This window comes from Citrobacter sp. Igbk 17 (assembly GCF_028069775.1).
GTDB lineage: Bacteria > Pseudomonadota > Gammaproteobacteria > Enterobacterales > Enterobacteriaceae > Citrobacter.
Genome location: NZ_JANEWI010000002.1, coordinates 123874 through 144233 on the forward strand (window position 1 = coordinate 123874; position 20360 = coordinate 144233).

General features: G+C 51.3%; 17 protein-coding genes. 10 read left to right on the forward strand and 7 right to left on the reverse strand.

Annotated elements, in window-relative coordinates; genetic code table 11:
* The first annotated feature begins 367 nt into the window (after positions 1–367).
* The 4 genes from NNO08_RS01750 to NNO08_RS01765 all read left to right on the forward strand — a co-directional run bounded on the left by NNO08_RS01750 (position 368) and on the right by NNO08_RS01765 (position 5437).
* Positions 368–1657: an MFS transporter gene (locus NNO08_RS01750; protein WP_048213619.1), complete on the forward strand. Its 1290-nt coding sequence runs from the start codon at positions 368–370 to the stop codon at positions 1655–1657.
* Positions 1629–2654 (forward strand): zinc-binding dehydrogenase, encoded by a 1026-nt coding sequence (locus NNO08_RS01755; RefSeq protein WP_271456053.1) that lies wholly within the window; start codon positions 1629–1631, stop codon positions 2652–2654. The genes NNO08_RS01750 and NNO08_RS01755 overlap by 29 nt, the downstream gene beginning before the upstream one ends.
* A 20-nt stretch (positions 2655–2674) precedes the next feature.
* On the forward strand, positions 2675–3859 hold the full coding sequence (uxuA, locus tag NNO08_RS01760) for a mannonate dehydratase (RefSeq protein WP_271441289.1): 1185 nt from the start codon (positions 2675–2677) through the stop codon (positions 3857–3859).
* Between the two features lie 105 nt (positions 3860–3964).
* Entirely contained in the window at positions 3965–5437 is a 1473-nt protein-coding gene (locus NNO08_RS01765) for a fructuronate reductase (protein WP_271456054.1), read from the forward strand.
* A 10-nt stretch (positions 5438–5447) separates the two neighbouring features.
* On the opposite strand, the gene NNO08_RS01770 is transcribed toward NNO08_RS01765, so the two are convergent.
* Together NNO08_RS01770 and NNO08_RS01775 are read right to left on the reverse strand one after the other, a co-directional pair.
* The gene (locus NNO08_RS01770; protein WP_271456055.1) at positions 5448–6119 is read right to left on the reverse strand and encodes a FadR/GntR family transcriptional regulator; all 672 of its coding nucleotides are present in this window, start codon (positions 6117–6119) and stop codon (positions 5448–5450) included.
* A 143-nt stretch (positions 6120–6262) separates the two neighbouring features.
* Entirely contained in the window at positions 6263–7456 is a 1194-nt protein-coding gene (locus NNO08_RS01775; RefSeq protein WP_271456056.1) for an NAD(P)/FAD-dependent oxidoreductase, read from the reverse strand.
* 229 nt (positions 7457–7685) lie between these two features.
* Between NNO08_RS01775 and pitA the strand changes: the two genes are divergently transcribed.
* On the forward strand, positions 7686–9185 hold the full coding sequence (gene pitA / locus NNO08_RS01780; RefSeq protein ID WP_271454587.1) for an inorganic phosphate transporter PitA: 1500 nt from the start codon (positions 7686–7688) through the stop codon (positions 9183–9185).
* Positions 9186–9249: 64 nt separating this feature from the next.
* Here pitA and uspB read toward each other — a convergent pair whose 3' ends face one another.
* Positions 9250–9585 carry a universal stress protein UspB gene (gene uspB, locus NNO08_RS01785; protein ID WP_003023371.1) on the reverse strand — a complete coding sequence of 112 codons (336 nt, stop codon included), beginning with the start codon at positions 9583–9585 and terminating at the stop codon, positions 9250–9252.
* Between the two features lie 393 nt (positions 9586–9978).
* On the opposite strand from uspB, the gene uspA reads away from it, so the two are divergent.
* Positions 9979–10416, forward strand: a complete 438-nt coding sequence (uspA, locus tag NNO08_RS01790) for a universal stress protein UspA (protein ID WP_137382013.1) — start codon at positions 9979–9981, stop codon at positions 10414–10416.
* Positions 10417–10697: 281 nt separating this feature from the next.
* A complete protein-coding gene (gene dtpB / locus NNO08_RS01795) occupies positions 10698–12170 on the forward strand; it encodes a dipeptide/tripeptide permease DtpB (protein ID WP_271456057.1) in 1473 nt (490 codons plus the stop codon).
* 86 nt (positions 12171–12256) lie between these two features.
* Here dtpB and NNO08_RS01800 read toward each other — a convergent pair whose 3' ends face one another.
* The gene (locus tag NNO08_RS01800) at positions 12257–12760 is read right to left on the reverse strand and encodes an RrF2 family transcriptional regulator (protein WP_271456058.1); all 504 of its coding nucleotides are present in this window, start codon (positions 12758–12760) and stop codon (positions 12257–12259) included.
* 231 nt (positions 12761–12991) lie between these two features.
* Between NNO08_RS01800 and NNO08_RS01805 the strand changes: the two genes are divergently transcribed.
* On the forward strand, positions 12992–14191 hold the full coding sequence (locus NNO08_RS01805) for an NAD(P)/FAD-dependent oxidoreductase (protein ID WP_271441284.1): 1200 nt from the start codon (positions 12992–12994) through the stop codon (positions 14189–14191).
* Positions 14192–14465: 274 nt separating this feature from the next.
* Here the strand turns inward: NNO08_RS01805 and rsmJ are convergent, their stop codons facing one another.
* On the reverse strand, positions 14466–15215 hold the full coding sequence (gene rsmJ / locus NNO08_RS01810; protein ID WP_271456059.1) for a 16S rRNA (guanine(1516)-N(2))-methyltransferase RsmJ: 750 nt from the start codon (positions 15213–15215) through the stop codon (positions 14466–14468).
* A gap of 8 nt (positions 15216–15223) precedes the next feature.
* Positions 15224–17266, reverse strand: coding sequence for an oligopeptidase A (prlC, locus tag NNO08_RS01815; RefSeq protein ID WP_271456060.1), 2043 nt, complete (start codon positions 17264–17266; stop codon positions 15224–15226).
* Positions 17267–17473: 207 nt separating this feature from the next.
* Between prlC and NNO08_RS01820 the strand changes: the two genes are divergently transcribed.
* Together NNO08_RS01820 and gorA are read left to right on the forward strand one after the other, a co-directional pair.
* Complete coding sequence (locus NNO08_RS01820) at positions 17474–18316, forward strand: 23S rRNA (adenine(2030)-N(6))-methyltransferase RlmJ (RefSeq protein WP_271441281.1); 843 nt, start codon at positions 17474–17476, stop codon at positions 18314–18316.
* A gap of 104 nt (positions 18317–18420) precedes the next feature.
* Positions 18421–19773 (forward strand): glutathione-disulfide reductase, encoded by a 1353-nt coding sequence (gorA, locus tag NNO08_RS01825; RefSeq protein ID WP_271441280.1) that lies wholly within the window; start codon positions 18421–18423, stop codon positions 19771–19773.
* An 18-nt stretch (positions 19774–19791) separates the two neighbouring features.
* On the opposite strand, the gene NNO08_RS01830 is transcribed toward gorA, so the two are convergent.
* Positions 19792–20220 (reverse strand): hypothetical protein, encoded by a 429-nt coding sequence (locus NNO08_RS01830; RefSeq protein ID WP_271441279.1) that lies wholly within the window; start codon positions 20218–20220, stop codon positions 19792–19794.
* Positions 20221–20360: the final 140 nt, after the last annotated feature.

The following is a 20360-nucleotide window of genomic DNA, read 5'->3' on the forward strand; positions in this document are numbered from 1 at the left end:
ATTACAAAAAGAGGTCATTATGAACCCTTTTTCCGTTCTCAGCGGGTGGGATACCACTGTGACTGTACCTGGTCGCTGCGCTGGTTGACTGATTTGCGCTGAACGTTCGCCGTTCTCCCTGTACGACGCTATTGCAATATCCACCCAAAATAGGTGTTGAATACGGAGCTCGTTTTTATCCTAAATTTCACCGCTAACATTAAAAACCTTAAAATTCATAAAGATATGCAAACACGCATTTGATCGTGATTATTTAACGCGCTAATTTTTCGTTATGTTGATCACATTCGTATCAAAAGAATGGTGATCTTAAAATAGGTTTTAAATATTGTGGTCAGGCCGCTAGACCACAATAAGAGGATATATCATGAAAAGAAAAACAATGGGATGGCTTATCGTTTTTCTTCTTTTTATAGTTTACATGCTTAACTATATGGATCGTTCAGCATTGTCGATCACCGCTCCACTCATCGAAAAGGAATTAGGATTCAATGCTGCTGAGATGGGTATGATATTCAGCGCATTCTTTGTTGGTTACGCACTATTTAACTTTATCGGTGGCTGGGCCAGTGACCGATTTGGCCCCAAAACAGTATTTCTGGTCGCCGCATTACTCTGGTCAGTATTTTGTGGGATGACCAGTCTGGTTACTGGCTTATGGACTATGCTGGCTGTTCGCGTATTATTCGGCATGGCTGAAGGGCCGGTCAGTGCTGCAGGTAATAAAATAATCAATAACTGGATTTCGCGTAAAGAATCTGCCACTGCCATCGGTATTTTCAGCGCAGGCTCGCCGTTGGGTGGCGCAATTTCCGGTCCAGTGGTTGGCCTGCTGGCTCTTTCATTAGGCTGGCGTCCGGCATTCGGTATTATTTTCCTGTTTGGTTTAGCCTGGGTATTACTTTGGTATTTCATTGCCAGTGATAAACCCTCAAAAAGTAAACACCTCGCCCCGGAAGAACGTGTCGATTTTGAAAACCATGATGACATCATTTTAGCGGATGACGGTAAAGCGATGCCTTCTCTCGGCTACTACATGAAGCAACCGATGGTGTGGGCAACGACGCTGGCCTTCTTCAGCTATAACTACATACTCTTTTTCTTCCTGACCTGGTTCCCAAGCTATCTGAACCACTCGCTACACCTTGATATTAAAGAAATCAGTATTGCAACGGTGATCCCCTGGGTAATTGGTGCAATCGGCATGGTATTGGGTGGCGTATGCTCTGACTTTATCTATCGGGTAACGGGCAACGCCCTGCTTTCTCGCCGTCTCATTCTCGGTGTTTGCCTGGCTGGAGCGGCAATCTGTGTGGCGGTTTCTGGAACGGTTACCACTATCGGCAGTGCCGTTGGATTGATGTCAGTCTCGTTATTCCTGCTGTATTTGACTGGACCTATTTATTGGGCAGTTATTCAGGATGTCGTGCACAAAGATAAAGTGGGTAGCGTCGGTGGCGCCATGCATGGGCTGGCAAATATATCCGGAATTATTGGCCCTCTGGTCACCGGATTTATTGTTCAGTTCAGCGGTAAATATGATTACGCATTCTATCTGGCTGGTGCTATTGCGATTGTTTCCAGCTGTCTGGTATTCGTATTTGTCAAAAATAAAGGATTAAAAACAAATGAAAGTCAAAGCTGTCTACATCAATAAACCTGGTGAAATTGAAACCCGTTGGGTTGATTACCCAGAAAAGAAAGATAATGAAGTATTAATAAAAGTTGATGCTACTGGAATATGCGGCTCTGATATAGGTGCATTTCGCGGCACTAACCCCCTGGTGACCTATCCACGTATTATTGGACATGAAGTCACGGGTATTGTTATTAAACAAGGCAATGGCATGCCAGCAAATATTAAGGAAGGTGACCGCGTTATCGTTGATCCTTATATTTATTGTGGTCATTGCTACCCCTGTTCAGTGGGGAGAACAAATTGCTGTGAAAACCTGAAGGTCATTGGCGTACATATTGATGGTGCAATGCAGGAGGTGGTTGCTCACCCCGCGCATTTGATTCACAAAATCCCGGATGACGTCGCCACTGAGATGGCTCCGTTGGCTGAACCATTGACTATCGCACTGCATGCGTTACATCGCGCCAAACTGACGGCCGGGGAGCATATCGCCATTATTGGAGCCGGTGCGATTGGTCTGATGGCTGCATTGAGCGCATTGCGCTACGGTGCGACGCCAATTCTGATCGATATCGTGGACGAACGACTTCAGTACGCAAAATCGCTGGGCGTGCCTTACGTCATCAATCCGTCGAACACCCAGGTTGTTGAGGCGATAAAAGATATCACGCAGGGGACGATGGCACAGGTTGTCGTCGAAGCATCTGGTGCCAACAGCGCAATTCGCGAAACGCTGGATCTTGCTTCGTTTGCGGGTCGTATTGCTTTCACCGGCTGGCCAAAACAGGAGACATCGTTACCCACTAACCTGATCACGTTTAAAGAGTTGGATCTACGCGGATCACGTACCAGTGCTGGCGAATTCGAAGAAGCGTTACAGATGCTGGCTACGCTGAACATTAATCCTGCGGATGTCGTCAGCAAGGTGGTGAATATTGATGATGTGCCTGACGCCGTGAAGGAACTCGATCAATATCCGGAACGCTATCTGAAGATCAATGCGACCTTTCATTAATTTTTCCAGGAGATAAAGCGATGGAACAAACCTGGCGTTGGTATGGCCCGAACGATCCCGTGTCGTTGTCCGATGTTCGTCAAGCCGGTGCAACGGGTGTGGTAACTGCGCTGCACCATATTCCAAACGGTGAAGTCTGGTCCGTAGAAGAAATTCTCAAACGCAAAGCGATCGTGGAAAAAGCGGGTCTGGTCTGGTCGGTCGTGGAAAGCGTGCCGATCCATGAAGACATCAAGACCCACACGGGCCAGTACGATCTATGGATCAAGAATTACCAGCAAACGCTGCGCAATCTCGCCCACTGCGGCATCTTTACCGTGTGCTACAACTTCATGCCGGTTCTGGACTGGACCCGTACCGACCTGGAGTATGTGCTACCCGATGGTTCAAAGGCTCTGCGTTTTGACCAGATTGAGTTTGCCGCCTTTGAACTGCATATCCTCAAGCGTCCCGGTGCGGAAGCGGACTACAGCGCGGAGGAAATTGCACAGGCTCACCAGCGTTTTGCGGATATGAGCGAAGAGGACAAAGCCCGGCTGACGCGAAATATCATTGCCGGTCTGCCAGGTGCCGAGGAAGGCTATACGCTGGACCAATTCCGTAGCCACCTTGCAACCTATAAAGATATCGACAAAGCGGCCTTACGGGAAAATTTTGCCTGGTTCCTGAAAGCCATTATCCCGGTAGCGGAAGAAGTAGGTGTACGTATGGCGGTTCATCCGGACGATCCGCCGCGCCCAATTCTTGGCCTGCCGCGCATCGTTTCTACTGTAGAAGATATGCAGTGGATGGTGGATACCGTAAACAGTACTGCCAACGGTTTTACGATGTGTACAGGATCTTACGGCGTACGCGCAGACAACGATCTGGTTGATATGATCAAACAGTTCGGCCCGCGGATTTACTTTACGCACCTGCGTTCCACACAACGCGAAGATAATCCCAAAACCTTTCATGAGGCGGCGCATCTTTCCGGGGATGTCGATATGTACAGCGTCGTGAAAGCGATAGTCGAAGAAGAACAGCGACGTAAAGCGGAAGGCAACGCCTCACTTATCCCCATGCGACCAGACCATGGTCATCAAATGCTTGATGACCTGAAAAAGAAAACCAACCCAGGGTATTCCGCTATTGGTCGCCTTAAAGGCCTGGCTGAAGTACGCGGTGTTGAACTGGCTATCCAGCGCGCCTTCTTCAATCAGTAACCACATTGCCGCATGGTATCCCCGCCATGCGGTTTTTCACTTTCAGTCAGGACCGGTCTTTGATAGCGCATTATCAAAGAAGATCATCAATGACAGGAGTTTGTCATGGACAAGAATCTCGCCACCGCCCAGATTTCCACCCCACGCCCACGCTGGGATCGTTCACGCCTTGTTTCGCGCATCGTACATCTTGGTTGCGGTGCTTTTCACCGCGCTCATCAGGCGCTCTATACACATCATTTGCTGGAAAGCAGTGACAGCGACTGGGGTATCTGTGAGGTCAACCTGATGCCCGGAAACGATGCCACACTGATTCAAAACCTGAAGGCGCAGGATCTGCTGTACACCGTTGCCGAGCGCGGAGCACAAACGACAGAGCTTAAAATCATTGGCTCGATGAAAGAAGCGCTGCATCCTGAATTTGACGGTTGTGAAGCCATTATCCACGCAATGGCCCGTCCAGAAACGGCCATCGTTTCGCTGACCATCACCGAAAAAGGATATTGCACGGATGCCGCCAGCGGCGAGCTGGATCTGAATCATCCGTTTATCCAGCACGACATTGCTCACCCACAGTCCCCCAAATCAGCAATGGGTTATATCGTCGAAGCCCTCGCTCTTCGCCGTCAGCAGGGATTGAAAGCTTTTACTGTGCTGTCCTGCGACAACGTTCGAGAAAATGGTCACGTCGCAAAAACCGCTGTCCTGGGTTTAGCCGCCGAGCGCGATCCGCAGTTGGCTGAGTGGATTGCCGAACAGGCAACGTTCCCATGCACAATGGTCGACCGCATCGTTCCGGCAGCAACAGAAGAGACGTTAGCGCAAATCGCTGAACAGCTTGGGGTAGATGATCCCTGTGCCATTGCCTGTGAGCCGTTCCGTCAGTGGGTGATTGAAGATAACTTTGTCAATGGACGCCCTGACTGGGATCGCGTGGGCGCACAGTTTGTAGCAGATGTGGTGCCATTTGAGATGATGAAGTTACGCATGCTCAACGGCAGCCACTCTTTCCTGGCCTATCTTGGTTATCTGGGCGGTTATGAAACGATTGCCGATACGATGACCAACCCGGCGTATCGCAACGCTGCGCTGGCTTTGATGCTCAATGAACAAGCGCCGACGCTGTCGATGCCGGAAGGAACAGACCTTGCGGCTTATGCAGAGCTGTTGATCGCGCGCTTTACTAATCCATCACTGAAGCACCGAACCTGGCAAATTGCGATGGATGGCAGCCAAAAATTACCGCAACGCTTGCTGGACCCCATTCGACTCCATCTGAAAAAAGGCGAAGACGCTCGCCATCTGACGTTGGGAGTCGCCGGTTGGATGCGCTACATCAGCGGTGTGGATGAACAAGGTCATCCGATTGAGGTGATAGATCCGCTGTCAGCACAGTATCAGGCTATTTATCAACAGTATCCATCAATAGAAGAACGTGTCCGGGCGCTGTTAGCCATTGACACTATCTTTGGGCGAGACCTTTGCGATAACGCAGACTTTATCGAACGCGTAACCGCTGCCTGTCAGCAATTGCACAGCGTAGGCGCACGTGCAGCGGTAGCCGCTCTAAGCCAATAGCGTGGTGTTATTAAAGACCCACAATCTGTCTGACATAGGCCAGATGTTCCAGCGATTTTTGGTAAGCACCGTCAGCATCAGCCTGGCGGATCGCATCCACAATCGCTTTATGCTGTGTATTCATGCTGGTTAATACATCCCGATTGCCGGAACGTTTGTCCAGTCCGGCATACGGGATATTAACGCGCTGTTCCCACAGCATTCGCGACATATCAAGCAGTACGCGGTTCTGGCTGGCCTCTGATACTATCAGATGGAATTGCTTATCGAGGGAATAAAAACCATGCACATTGTTTTCGCTAATGGCCTTTTCCATGCTGAGATGCAGTGCTTCAAGCTGGCTAATGAGATCATCTTTCCCGGCCTGAGCAGCAAGACGCGCGCAATGGCTGTCAACCAACTCACGTGAATAGAGAATTTCTTCAATCGAATAATCACTGGTGGAATGCTTTTTATCCGCAACAATCACACCATTACCTGACTGGATGGTGATCCATCCGGAAATCTCCAGCACAATCAGCGCTTCTCTGAGCGATGCGCGACTTACACCAAGTTGCTTCGCCAGCTCACGTTCGGGTGGTAAGAAGCTTCCCGGCGGAAAAATACCATCATTGATGAGCTTAATGATGAGATTGGCTATCTTTTGATAGAGCCGCTCCTGTTTTACCTCAGGAATAACCATGTGCCTCCCGTTCTCTTATCTGTGCGATTTTTAACTGATTTATCATATCATTCCTGGAGTTAAGAAACGCACGTCAGAGTCAGTTCATGTATCACACATCACTATGATATTTTTTCTTATTGTGTGCAGACAGAGTCTTTCACTTATTCAGACACCAAATCCTGTGCACATGCCCAGGCGCTCGACCACGCCCACTGGAAGTTATACCCACCCAACCAGCCGGTGACATCCATCACTTCACCAATAAAGTACAGCCCTGGCACTTTGCGGGCTTCCATCGTGCGCGAAGACAGTTCGTTGGTATCTACACCACCCAGCGTGACCTCCGCTGTGCGATACCCTTCGGTACCGTTCGGCTGCACCCGCCATTCAGTTAGCGTCTCCACCAGCGTTTGCTGATCGCGTACGTTAAGTTGTTTCAGCGTCACATCCGGGATTTGCCCTAATTGCTGCAGGCACTCCACCAGACGTTTCGGCAACTGCATCGCTAACGTGTTCTTTAAGCTCTGATTTGGATGTGCGCTTCGTTGTTCGTCGAGAAAGCTCGCAAGGTCAACATCCGGCAACAAATTAATGCTGACAAATTCGCCGGGCTGCCAAAAACTGGAAATTTGCAAAACGGCCGGACCTGAAAGCCCACGGTGCGTAAAGAGCAGGTTTTCACGAAATACGGTGCCATCTTCAGCGGTGATAACGGAAGGAACAGACACACCAGAGAGCACCTGAAGCTGCTCCAGCAGTGGCTTATGCAACGTAAAGGGCACCAGGCCTGCGCGCGTCGGCAACACCTTCAGTCCAAACTGTTCGGCAATTTTATAACCAAACGGCGTTGCCCCCAAACCCGGCATGGAAAGCCCACCGGAGGCAATAACCAATTTCTTCGCCCCGACCGTCATCCCGTTCAGTTCCAGAATGAAGCCGTTATCATCTCGTGCGACGCTCAGGACTTCGCTACGTAACCGCATCGTAACGTTACCCTTTTCGCACTCGGCAACCAGCATATCGACGATTTGTTGGGCCGAATCATCGCAGAACAGCTGACCGAGCGTTTTTTCGTGCCAGGCAATGCCGTGTTTCCCCACCAGATCGATAAAGTCCCACTGCGTATAGCGAGCCAGCGCCGATTTGCAAAAATGCGGGTTTTGACTCAAATATGCAGCCGGTTCCACATAAAGATTGGTAAAGTTGCAGCGCCCTCCGCCGGACATGAGGATCTTACGTCCAGGCTTTTTACCATTATCAATCAGCAGTACTTGACTGCCTGCTTGCCCTGCCTGCGCGGCACAGAACATACCCGCTGCGCCAGCGCCTATAATAACGGTATCAAACCTTTCCACGTTGCGATCCTCTCTAAAAAGCGGGCGTGAATTGTAAAGATTCCTCAGTGGTCGCACCAGCACCAAACTATCAATAATAGGTATTTATCTGAATTCTATAGGATAATTCTTTAGTGGTGTAAAACAAAGCAGGAGACAAATCAAAAAAACTCTATATTTCACTTTGCCCGCGCCGCCAAAGTCACTGATAATGCGCCGCGTTCATGTCCTCAAAATGGCGTAACGTCCTATGCTACATTTGTTTGCTGGCCTGGATTTACATACCGGGCTTTTATTATTGCTTGCTCTGGCTTTTGTGCTGTTCTACGAAGCAATTAACGGCTTCCACGATACAGCCAATGCTGTCGCAACCGTGATCTATACCCGTGCAATGCGTTCGCAATTGGCGGTGGTCATGGCTGCGTTGTTCAACTTCTTTGGTGTTTTGCTGGGTGGTCTCAGCGTAGCTTATGCCATCGTGCATATGCTACCAACGGATCTGCTGCTCAACATGGGTTCTTCACATGGCCTCGCCATGGTGTTCTCCATGCTGCTGGCGGCAATTATCTGGAACCTCGGTACCTGGTACTTTGGTCTGCCTGCATCCAGCTCCCACACGCTGATTGGCGCGATCATCGGTATTGGTTTAACCAATGCGTTGATGAACGGGACTTCAGTGGTGGATGCACTTAACATCCCGAAAGTGCTCAATATTTTCGGTTCGCTGATCATTTCCCCTATTGTCGGTCTGGTGTTCGCTGGCGGTCTGATCTTCTTGCTGCGTCGTTACTGGAACGGCACCAAGAAGCGGGCGCGTATTCACCTGACTCCAGCAGAGCGTGAAAAGAAAGACGGTAAGAAAAAGCCGCCGTTCTGGACGCGTATCGCGCTGATCCTCTCCGCTATTGGTGTGGCGTTCTCTCATGGCGCTAACGATGGGCAGAAAGGTATTGGTCTGGTAATGCTGGTACTGATTGGCGTAGCGCCTGCAGGCTTCGTGGTGAATATGAATGCTTCTGGTTACGAAATTACGCGTACCCGTGATGCTATCAATAACGTCGAAACCTACTTCCAGCAGCGTCCTGATCTGCTCAAACAGGCGACCGGCGTTGATCAGTTGATTCCGTCTCCGACGGAAACGACGACAACGACACCGGCAGAGTTCCATTGTCACCCGGCAAATACCATCAACGCGCTTGAGCGTGCGAAAGGTATGCTGGCGAACCTGGAAACCTACGACAAGTTAAGCGTTGAGCAGCGTAGCCAGCTGCGTCGCATTATGTTGTGCATTTCTGATACGACCGATAAAGTCGTGAAACTGCCTGGCGTAAGCAGCGACGATCAGCGCCTGCTGAAGAAACTGAAAACCGACATGCTGAGCACCATCGAGTACGCCCCCGTCTGGATTATCATGGCTGTTGCTCTGGCTCTGGGCTGCGGTACGATGATTGGCTGGCGTCGCGTGGCGACCACTATCGGTGAGAAAATCGGTAAGAAAGGCATGACCTATGCTCAGGGGATGTCGGCACAGATGACTGCCGCAGTCTCTATCGGTCTCGCCAGTTACACCGGTATGCCTGTTTCCACCACTCACGTTCTCTCCTCTTCTGTTGCAGGGACGATGGTTGTTGACGGTGGCGGTTTGCAGCGTAAAACGGTAACCAGCATTCTGATGGCCTGGGTCTTCACCCTGCCAGCAGCGATTATCCTTTCCGGGGTGCTGTACTGGCTCTCCCTGAAGCTAATCTAAGCGCATGCACAGTAAAAAAGCGGGTCAGGAAACTGACCCGCTTTTTTTATATCTGTCGTAGAAATCAGTGCCAGATAATCAGCGCGACCATACTGATTAACACCAGCCCACATAACGCGCTGGTAAGGATGAACTGACCGCGAACCCGCTCACAGCGGCGAATAAACTCATCGTCATGATGATCACGGTAACGCTGAGCGTAGATATACCACACCAGACGCATCTGCTTGTTAGGTTGCCCATGCGAGGTAAAAAAGCCGCCCCCATCGACATACTGGTAAAGTAATGGATCGCAACCACGAAGTACCACTAACAGTGCGCGTAGCGAAGAAAAATAACGCGCCATATTAACAATGCAAACGACACATAAAGCCCAGAATAACGCAATGGTGCTTATCATATCTCCTCCCCGGCGACCCGCCCACGGAACTCCTTTCCGGGACTACCGCTCCCCGATACCCTGCCAAACCATTCAGTGAAGAGTACAACCGAAACCGCTCGTGTTAGTGTCACGCATCCGAACGCCTCTCTAAATAGTGTAGGAGATTAGTTAATTTTTTTGCCAGAAGGTTAATCACTATCAATGCAATTAACTAAAAAATTTGTTTAACTACTTGGCAAGCAAGGCGGATTGACGGATTATCCCGGTCGCTATAATGTAAGGATAGTCCTTAAAAGGTACGTTTTTACGACTGGGCTAGCCCCGCGCACAACGTTCGCAGGACGCGGATGACGCGGCGGCAAATGAACGCCAGCAGGCTAGTCATCGACAACTTATGGAAGGAGTAACACTATGGCTTATAAACACATTCTTATCGCGGTTGATCTTTCTCCAGAAAGCAAAGTTCTGGTTGAAAAAGCGGTCTCTATGGCGCGGCCTTACAATGCGAAAGTCTCCCTTATCCACGTTGACGTAAACTATTCCGACCTGTACACCGGGCTAATCGACGTGAATCTGGGCGACATGCAGAAACGCATTTCTGAAGAAACCCACCACGCGTTAACCGAGCTGTCCACCAATGCAGGCTACCCAATCACCGAAACCCTGAGCGGTAGCGGTGACCTGGGCCAGGTCCTGGTCGATGCCATCAAAAAATACGACATGGATCTCGTCGTTTGTGGCCACCACCAGGATTTCTGGAGCAAACTGATGTCCTCCGCGCGTCAACTGATCAACACCGTTCACGTCGACATGTTGATTGTTCCGCTGCGTGACGAAGAAGAAGCATAAAATACTTGCTGCCGGGGAATAATCCGGCCCACTGCAAGCATTAAAGCCTGTAAACGCCCGCCTATGCGGGCGTTTTTGTTTTTATCATTCGGACACAATTAGTACATCAATCCAACAAATAAATCATAATTAGTGTGATCAACTAATTGGATCGAAAACTATCTCTATAATAATCTACCCTTACGGCTAATCGCCGCAGTCTATAACAAAACAAGACTTTTTCGGCGCGTTTAAGCATACGCGTTCATACTTTTCGGGATGGCTTTGAAAGGCGATGGAATATGAATAAAACTGCACCTACGGGCTTGCTGCAGCAACCTCGTCCGTTCTTCATGATCTTCTTTGTGGAATTATGGGAACGATTTGGCTATTACGGCGTTCAGGGCATCCTGGCGGTATTTTTTGTTAAGCAACTTGGATTTTCTCAGGAACAGGCATTTGTCACCTTTGGCGCGTTTGCTGCATTGGTATACGGCCTGATCTCCATCGGCGGTTATGTCGGCGACCATCTTTTAGGGACCAAACGCACGCTGGTGCTCGGCGCTATCGTGCTGGCACTTGGTTACTTCATGACCGGGATGTCACTGCTCAAGCCCGACCTGATTTTTGTCGCACTGGGTACCATTGCCGTGGGTAACGGGTTGTTTAAAGCCAACCCAGCAAGCCTGCTGTCAAAATGCTATCCCCCGAAAGACGCCCGACTGGACGGTGCTTTTACCCTGTTTTATATGTCGATCAACATCGGTTCGCTGTTGTCACTGTCGCTGGCACCGGTGATTGCCGATAAGTTTGGCTATGCTGTGACCTACAACCTGTGCGGGGCTGGGCTTATCGTCGCGCTGCTGGTCTACTTTGCCTGCCGTGGGATGGTGAAGGATATCGGCTCGGAGCCAGACCATAAACCGCTGAATTTCCGTAATCTATTCTACGTGCTGGCCGGTACGATAGTGATGGTATTTATCTGCGCCTGGCTGATGCACAACGTTAAAGTTGCCAACCTGGTGCTGATCGTCCTGTCGATTGCCGTGACGATCATCTTCTTTCGTCAGGCCTTCAAACTGGATAAAACCGGGCGCAATAAGATGTTCGTGGCCTTTATCCTGATGCTGGAAGCGGTAGTGTTTTATGTGCTGTACGCACAGATGCCTACGTCACTTAACTTCTTTGCCATCAATAACGTGCACCATGAAATTCTTGGTTTCGCCATCAACCCAGTAAGCTTCCAGGCACTGAACCCGTTCTGGGTAGTACTGGCAAGCCCGGTCCTGGCCGCGATTTATACCCGTCTGGGTAACAAAGGCAAAGATCTGACCATGCCGATGAAGTTTACGCTTGGCATGTTCCTGTGCTCACTAGGCTTCCTGACTGCCGCCGCAGCCGGAATGTGGTTTGCCGATGCTCAGGGTTTGACGTCTCCGTGGTTTATCGTGCTGGTCTACCTGTTCCAGAGTCTGGGTGAACTGCTGATTAGCGCCCTGGGACTGGCAATGGTCGCCGCGCTGGTGCCACAACACCTGATGGGCTTTATTCTTGGGATGTGGTTCCTGACGCAGGCAGCAGCCTTCCTGATGGGGGGTTACGTCGCAACGTTTACAGCCGTACCGGAAAACATTACCGATCCACTCCAGACCCTGCCTATCTACACCAACGTGTTCAGTAAGATAGGCCTGGTGACCCTGGCGGTAACGGTTGTGATGGCGATTATGGTGCCATGGCTGAACCGGATGATTAATACGCCGAGTACCGAGCAATAATCTTCAGTGCCGGATGCGGCTTACGCCTTATCCGGCCTACATTCAACATGCCCGATCGCTTTGCGCTATTGGGCATTTTCAATGCATTACCCTTTGCGTGCGTTTATCCACTCCTGCACTTCCACCACGAAGGTATCTGGCGCTTTGCGGTACATCTTACGAGCCAAATCCAGAATGGTATGCTGGCCAAGTGCTTCTTCCATGCGCTGTTGCGCCATGTCCATTACTGAACGTACGCCGCAAATGCCTTCACAAGCCCACTCTGGCGGATGCTCCTCAAAAACGGCTAAACGCTGACGAATTTCACGACATTCAAAAATACGCTTATCGCCATCTATGGCATTGACCACATCCAGCACGGTGATGTCTTCCGCGGGTTTGGCCAACTGGAACCCGCCGCCCTTACCCTCGATACTGCGCACCAGACCTGCTTTCGACAGACGAGTGAAGATTTTTGCCAGATAGTCATACGGCACGCTTTGTAGTTCGGCAATTTCTCGCACGCTCATATCCCGCGCGTCGCCCTTGCTGTCGACCATACACATCAGGCTATGGATGCCGTACTCAACCCCGGAACTGTAAAATGCCATTTTTTATCTCAGCCAAAATGAATCTGAGTTTATTGTAGCTTTTTCATCTAATGCATTCCAGAGAACAGAGTAACCCCGCATGGGAATAAAAATATAAATAGATATTTATTAAATAGATAATAAAACATTCCGACACAATAATGAAAAAAGGATCAGGATCGCATTGCAATCCACAACTACGACCAATAAAATCCGAGTAAATAAATCGTAGTCACCAGTGAGATAAAACTAATGCAGAAACAAATTCTGATCGTGGGTGCCGGTTTTGCCGGTATGTGGGCAGCATTGAGCGCCGCACGTCTGGCGGAGAAAAACCAGCAGACCATTGATATTACGGTGATTGCGCCACAGCCAGAGCTGCGTGTACGCCCGCGTTTTTATGAAAGCGCGGTCCACACGCTGGTCGCCCCGCTGCAACCCTTATTCGACGCTACCGGCGTTAACTTCCTGCAAGGTCACGTTGAGCAGATCCTCCCGGCCTCTAAAGAAGTCAGCTGGAAAGACGTCAACGGTGAAACCCACTTGCGCCATTACGACCGTTTGGTTCTCGCCAGCGGTAGCCATGTCGACCGCACCAGGGTTACCGGTGCTGCCGAACACGCCTTCGACCTCGATCAGTTGGAAAGCGCAGCTGTACTGGAACAACACCTGAAAGATCTGGCACAGAAACCGGAAAGTGACGCGCGCAATACCGTGGTAGTCTGCGGCGGCGGTTTTACCGGGATTGAGATGGCGCTGGAATTACCGGGGCGTTTGCGCGAAATATTGGGTGCTGATGCTAAGACCAGAGTTGTCGTAGTTGAACGCGGCGCTCAACCAGGCGGGCGCTGGAGCCCGGAATTACGTGACGTCATTATCGAAGCCTCCGCTGAACTGGGCGTCGAATGGCGGGTCAATGCGGAAGTGGAGTGCGTGGATGCCTCCGGCGTCACGCTGAAAGATGGGCAGACCATCGCCTCACAGACCGTTATCTGGACGGTTGGCGTCCAGGCAAACGGGTTAACGGCGCAAATTGACGCACCGCGCGATCGCCAGGGTCGCCTGCATGTGGACGCTAACCTTCAGGTCATCGGCCATGATGATATCTATGCCACCGGCGATGTGGCTTACGCCGCCACCGATGACAAAGGCAATCACGCGCTAATGACCTGTCAGCACGCTATTTTACTGGGCAAATTTGCCGGAAATAACGCGGCAGCCAGCTTGCTAAACGTTGCGCCACTGCCGTACCGTCAGGAAAACTACGTTACCTGTCTGGATCTTGGTGCATGGGGCGCGGTGTATACCGAAGGGTGGGATCAGCAAGTGAAACTGACGCGTGCAGAGGCGAAAAAACTGAAGGTCTCAATTGTCAGTGAGTTGATATATCCACCGAAGGCTGACAAGACCGTGGCGTTTGAGATTGCCGATCCGCTGGCTCCATTCGTGTAGTCGAATCGCCGGATGCGGCTAACGCCTTATCCGGCCTACAAACTACCAGGCAATTATCGACACCACTGCGGTAACGCCTTATCCGGCCTACAAACTACCAGGCGATTATCGACACCACTGCGGTAACGCCTTATCCGGCCTACAAACTATCAGGCGATTATCGACACCACTGCGGTAACACCTTATCCGGCTTTCAAACCACACTCAGCCGTAGGCCTGATAAGCGTAGCGCCATCAGGCGATTCAGCGCATCAAACAGGATGCGGCCAACACGTTACGCCGTCCCGGCGTAAATATCAAAGCGATGCCCTTTGGTGACTACCGCATTGGGTGTCGCCACATCCGCGAGCGGCGGCGCGTAATCCGGGCGCTTCACCACAACACGTTTAGTCGCCAGCTGACGTGCTGGCATCAACAACCCATCGGCATCTAAGTCTGGCCCCACCAGCGACTGAAACACGCGCATTTCTTTTTTCACCAGCGCACTTTTCTGCTTATGTGGGAACATCGGGTCGAGATACACCACCTGCGGGCGCGGCGTGATATCGGTCAACGCCGTCAGACTGGACGCATGGATCAGTTGTAATCGCTCCTGCAACCACGGCCCGATTTCCGGGTCGGCATAACCACGGGCCAGGCCATCGTCGAGCAGCGCCGCCACCACCGGATTACGTTCCAGCATCCGTACATGGCAGCCAACAGAGGCCAGCACAAACGCATCGCGCCCCAGCCCGGCGGTCGCATCAACCACGTCCGGCAAATAATCGCCTTTAATGCCGACGGCTTTCGCCACCGCTTCGCCGCGACCGCCGCCGAATTTACGTCGGTGCGCCATCGCCCCGCCGACAAAATCAACGAAGATGCCGCCGAGTTTAGGTTCGTCTCGCTTGCGCAGTTCCAGATGTTCCGGCGTCATCACCAACGCCATCAGGTTATCTTCATCGTGCGTAAGGTTCCAGCGGGCAGCAAGAACAGATAAGGCGCCGTCTCCGGCGCCTGTTTCATCCAGTAAACAAATTTTCACGCGAACAATCAGCCCTTGATGCCGTAATGCGCCAGCATGGCGTCGAGCTGAGGTTCACGGCCACGGAAGCGTTTGAACAGCGTCATCGGCTCTTCCGAACCACCGCGAGTCAGGATGCTATCGAGGAACGACTGTCCGGTTTTGCGGTTGAAGATACCTTCTTCTTCAAAGCGGGAAAACGCGTCCGCTGCCAACACGTCGGCCCACAGGTAGCTGTAATAACCCGCTGCGTAGCCGCCGGCAAAAATATGGCTGAAAGCGTGTGGGAAACGGCCCCATGTCGGCCCTGGCACTACAGCAACCTGCTTTTTAATCTCTGCCAGGGTTTCAAGGATTTTCGCCCCCTGCTGCGGGTTAAACTCAGCATGCAGACGGAAATCAAACAGGCCGAATTCCAGCTGACGCAGAATAAACAGCGCCGCCTGGTAGTTTTTCGCCGCCAGCATTTTATCCAGTAATTCTTTCGGCAGCGGTTCACCGGTTTCATAGTGACCGGAGATAAACGCCAGCGCTTCTGGCTCCCAGCACCAGTTCTCCATAAATTGGCTCGGCAGTTCAACGGCATCCCATGGCACACCGTTGATACCCGAAACGCCGGCCGTTTCGATGCGGGTCAGCATGTGGTGCAGGCCGTGGCCAAACTCGTGGAACAGGGTGATCACTTCATCGTGGGTGAACAGCGCCGGTTTACCGTTCACCGGACGGTTGAAGTTACAGGTCAGATAAGCGACCGGTTTTTGCAACGTACCGTCGGTTTTACGCATCTGGCCGACACAGTCGTCCATCCACGCCCCACCGCGTTTGTGTTCACGCGCGTACAGATCCAGATAGAAACTGCCGCGCAGCTCGTTGTTTTCATCGTACAGTTCAAAGAAGCGAACCTCCGGATGCCAGACGTCTACATCAGTACGCTCTTTCGCGGTGATGCCGTAAATGCGCTTAACCACTTCAAACAGGCCGTTAACCGCTTTGTTTTCCGGGAAGTAAGGACGCAACTGCTCGTCGCTGATGCTGTATAGGTGCTGTTTTTGCTTCTCGCTGTAGTACGCGATGTCCCACGGCTGCAGCTCATCAACGCCAAATTCTGCTTTTGCGAAGGCGCGCAGTTGGGCCAGCTCTTTCTCACCCTGCGGACGCGCACGTTTGGCCAGATCCGTCAGGAATTCGAGCACCTGCTGCGGGTTTTCCGCCATTTTCGTGGCGAGAGATTTAAAGGCGTAGCTTTCAAAGCCCAGCAGTTGAGCCAGTTCGTGGCGCAACGCGAGGATCTCTTCCATTATCGGGCTGTTATCCCATTTGCCCGCGTTTGGCCCCTGGTCAGATGCGCGGGTGGAATAAGCGCGATACATCTCTTCGCGCAGAGCCTGGTTGTCGCAGTAGGTCATTACCGGCAGGTAGCTCGGGATGTCCAGCGTTAACAGATAGCCTTCCTGCTCTTTGGCTTCGGCCTGGGCTTTTGCAGCGGCCAGCGCACTTTCCGGCATCCCGGCAAGCGCAGATTCGTCGGTGACGAGTTTGGTCCAGCCCATAGTCGCATCCAGCACGTTGTTGCTGTACAGGTTACCCAGTTCAGACAGACGGGTCGCGATTTCGCCATAGCGCTGTTGTTTTTCTTTCGGCAAGCCAATGCCAGACAGCTCAAAATCACGCAGTGCATTATCGACCGCTTTTTTCTGTGCGGTGTTCAGGGTGGCGTAATGATCGCCATCACGCAGGTCGCGGTAGGCTTTGTACAGCCCCTCATGTTGCCCAACCCAGGTGCTGTATTCAGACAACAGCGGCAGCGTTTGTTCGTAGGCTTCGCGCAGCTCCGGGCTGTTTTTCACCGAATTCAGGTGACTGACCGGAGAGAAAATACGTCCCAGGACATCGTCCACTTCCGCCAACTGCTGGCAGAGATTTTCCCAGGTATACGGCGCACCCTGCGCAACCACGCGTTCAACGTTTTCGCGGCAATCGTTTAGCGCTTTAGTCACAGCGGGCACGACATGCTCAGGCTGAATTTTAGAAAACGGTGGCAGTTCGAAGGGAGTCAGCAATGGATTGGTCATTAGCGCGGTCCTGTTGAAAAGAGTGAATGAAGCGCGTATCCGGCGCTGTGCATATTATTTGTAGAATGGGGTTAAGTGTAGAGGATTTCAATGCTAACCGTGATGGAAAGACGCCCGGTGGCGCTGCGCTTACCGGGCCTACGGGTAATCTGTGCCGATCTGCTGTAAACTGTGGCAAATCGTCATTTCAGCGGAATTTCATTACCCATGCTCAGTTATCGCCACAGTTATCACGCAGGCAACCACGCCGACGTCCTTAAACACACCGTTCAGAGCCTGATCATTGAATCGCTCAAAGAGAAAGAAAAACCGTTTCTCTATCTGGACACCCATGCCGGGGCTGGCCGTTATCAGCTGAGCAGTGAGCATGCCGAACGTACCGGTGAATATCTGGAAGGCATCGCCCGTATCTGGCAGCAGGACGATTTACCTGCTGAACTGGAACCCTATATTTCTGTCGTGCAACATTTCAACCGGAGTGGTCAGCTGCGCTACTACCCGGGTTCTCCGCTGATTGCCCGCCAGTTATTGCGTGAGCAGGACAGCCTGCAATTGACAGAACTGCATCCGAGCGATTTTCCGCTACTGCGTTCCGAGTTCCAGAAAGACGAACGTGCGCGCGTCGCTAAAGCCGACGGCTATCAGCAGTTAAAAGCAAAATTACCGCCGGTTTCTCGCCGCGGATTGATCCTTATCGATCCCCCATACGAAATTAAGTCCGACTATCAGGCCGTCGTTGCCGGCATCAGCGAAGGTTACAAACGTTTCGCAACCGGTACCTATGCACTGTGGTATCCGGTAGTCCTGCGTCAGCAAATCAAACGTATGATTCATGATCTGGAAGACACCGGCATTCGTCGCATCCTGCAAATTGAGCTGGCGGTTCGCCCGGACAGCGATCAGCGCGGTATGACGGCTTCCGGCATGATTGTGATTAACCCGCCGTGGAAGCTGGAACAGCAGATGAACAACGTCCTGCCGTGGCTACACAGCAAACTGGTTCCGGCAGGAACCGGGCACACGTCCGTCAGTTGGATCGTGCCGGAGTAATCGCAGCCATCGGTGGAACCTTTTAATTTCAGGTATACAATCGCGAATATTTTGGCGGATGGCATAACGCTTCTCCGCCCTACAATGAACATGAAGGAGCGGTCATGACCAAGCACTATGATTACATCGCTATCGGCGGCGGCAGCGGCGGTATTGCCTCCATTAACCGTGCGGCAATGTACGGCCAGAAATGCGCACTGATTGAAGCCAAAGCGTTAGGCGGCACTTGCGTCAACGTTGGCTGCGTACCGAAGAAAGTGATGTGGCATGCCGCGCAGATCCGCGAAGCTATTCATATGTATGGCCCGGATTATGGTTTCGACACCACTATTAATAAGTTCGATTGGGATAAACTGATCGCCAGCCGTACCGCCTATATCGATCGCATTCATACCTCTTACGATAATGTGTTGGGTAAAAATAATGTCGATGTTATTAAAGGCTTTGCCCGCTTCGTTGATGCTAAAACCATTGAAGTGAACGGTGAAACGATCACTGCCGATCATATTTTAATTGCCACCGGCGGCCGCCCAAGCCATCCAGACATTCCGGGTGTGGAATACGGCATCGACTCCGATGGTTTCTTTGAACTGCCAGCACTGCCGAAACGCGTGGCAGTCGTTGGCGCAGGCTATATCGCCGTTGAACTGGCGGGTGTCATCAACGGTCTGGGCGCGCAAACACATCTCTTTGTGCGTAAACACGCACCGCTGCGTAGCTTTGATCCGATGATTGTCGAGACACTGGTTGAAGTGATGAACACTGAAGGCCCAACTCTGCATACCCACGCTATCCCAAAAGCTGTGGTTAAAAATGCAGACGGCAGCCTGACTCTGCAACTGGAAGATGGTCGTAGCGAAACGGTAGATTGCCTGATCTGGGCGATTGGACGTGAACCGGCAACCGACAACTTCAACCTGGCGGCAACAGGTGTGAAAACCAACGAAAAAGGGTACATCGTTGTTGATAAATACCAGAATACCAGCGTTCCTGGTATTTATGCGGTCGGCGATAATACCGGTGCCGTTGAACTGACGCCGGTTGCGGTTGCCGCAGGCCGTCGTCTGTCCGAACGTCTGTTTAATAACAAGCCGGACGAGCATCTGGACTACAGCAACATTCCAACCGTGGTCTTCAGCCATCCGCCAATTGGTACTGTAGGGTTAACCGAGCAGCAGGCACGCGAACAGCACGGTGATGATCAGGTAAAAGTGTATAAATCATCGTTTACCGCGATGTATACCGCCGTTACCTCTCACCGCCAACCGTGCCGCATGAAGCTGGTCTGCGTTGGACCAGAAGAGAAGATTGTCGGTATTCACGGCATCGGCTTTGGCATGGACGAAATGCTGCAAGGCTTCGCGGTGGCACTGAAAATGGGCGCAACCAAGAAAGATTTCGACAACACCGTAGCGATCCACCCAACTGCGGCTGAAGAATTCGTCACCATGCGTTAAGCGCCCGAATGGCCGGTGTCAGGAAATGAGTAATTCCCCGACACCGGTACACTCTTCAAAAACAAACATCCTCCGATGCACATTCAGCAGACGCATTCCCGCCACATTGCAACGTCGTAAAACCACAGGCTGTGTGATCACGCAGTATGAAAACCAAACATTTCGCATGACACAATCTTCGAAAATAAGATTTTCGAGATAACAACGATTAAGTGTTAAATTTGCGAAAAGAATATTTTTGAAACTACTGTTAATTAAATTACTGCGAAAGAAAATCGCTTTTACGGGCTGACTCTGAATATGCTGGTCTATAAATTGCTGGTGTTCTTGCAAGCCATACACAGCAAATTTCGTGGGTTTATCTCCTTGATGTTGCAAAGTATTCTTCTCACGAGTATTTTGCAAATACAAAGGGGTAGCCCCCTGACGCTTAGCGTTAAGGTTCATAAAGATTCCAATAATTGTGACGTTATCCGGACGGATAACAAATAAGAGGGACCTTTAAATGACCTGTTTAACTACCTGGAAACAAGACCGTTTTTGTCCAATTATTTGCAGAGTTGCCTGGCGAGATAAAAGTTCAAAAA

Coding starts and splice junctions, on each gene's coding strand:
- NNO08_RS01750 (WP_048213619.1), top strand. CDS start 368: ATGAAAAGAAAAACAATGGGATGGCTTATCGTTTTTCTTCTTTTTATA.
- NNO08_RS01755 (WP_271456053.1), top strand. CDS start 1,629: ATGAAAGTCAAAGCTGTCTACATCAATAAACCTGGTGAAATTGAAACC.
- uxuA (WP_271441289.1), top strand. CDS start 2,675: ATGGAACAAACCTGGCGTTGGTATGGCCCGAACGATCCCGTGTCGTTG.
- NNO08_RS01765 (WP_271456054.1), top strand. CDS start 3,965: ATGGACAAGAATCTCGCCACCGCCCAGATTTCCACCCCACGCCCACGC.
- NNO08_RS01770 (WP_271456055.1), bottom strand. CDS start 6,119: ATGGTTATTCCTGAGGTAAAACAGGAGCGGCTCTATCAAAAGATAGCC.
- pitA (WP_271454587.1), top strand. CDS start 7,686: ATGCTACATTTGTTTGCTGGCCTGGATTTACATACCGGGCTTTTATTA.
- uspB (WP_003023371.1), bottom strand. CDS start 9,585: ATGATAAGCACCATTGCGTTATTCTGGGCTTTATGTGTCGTTTGCATT.
- uspA (WP_137382013.1), top strand. CDS start 9,979: ATGGCTTATAAACACATTCTTATCGCGGTTGATCTTTCTCCAGAAAGC.
- dtpB (WP_271456057.1), top strand. CDS start 10,698: ATGAATAAAACTGCACCTACGGGCTTGCTGCAGCAACCTCGTCCGTTC.
- NNO08_RS01800 (WP_271456058.1), bottom strand. CDS start 12,760: ATGGCATTTTACAGTTCCGGGGTTGAGTACGGCATCCATAGCCTGATG.
- NNO08_RS01805 (WP_271441284.1), top strand. CDS start 12,992: ATGCAGAAACAAATTCTGATCGTGGGTGCCGGTTTTGCCGGTATGTGG.
- prlC (WP_271456060.1), bottom strand. CDS start 17,266: ATGACCAATCCATTGCTGACTCCCTTCGAACTGCCACCGTTTTCTAAA.
- NNO08_RS01820 (WP_271441281.1), top strand. CDS start 17,474: ATGCTCAGTTATCGCCACAGTTATCACGCAGGCAACCACGCCGACGTC.
- gorA (WP_271441280.1), top strand. CDS start 18,421: ATGACCAAGCACTATGATTACATCGCTATCGGCGGCGGCAGCGGCGGT.
- NNO08_RS01830 (WP_271441279.1), bottom strand. CDS start 20,220: ATGAACCTTAACGCTAAGCGTCAGGGGGCTACCCCTTTGTATTTGCAA.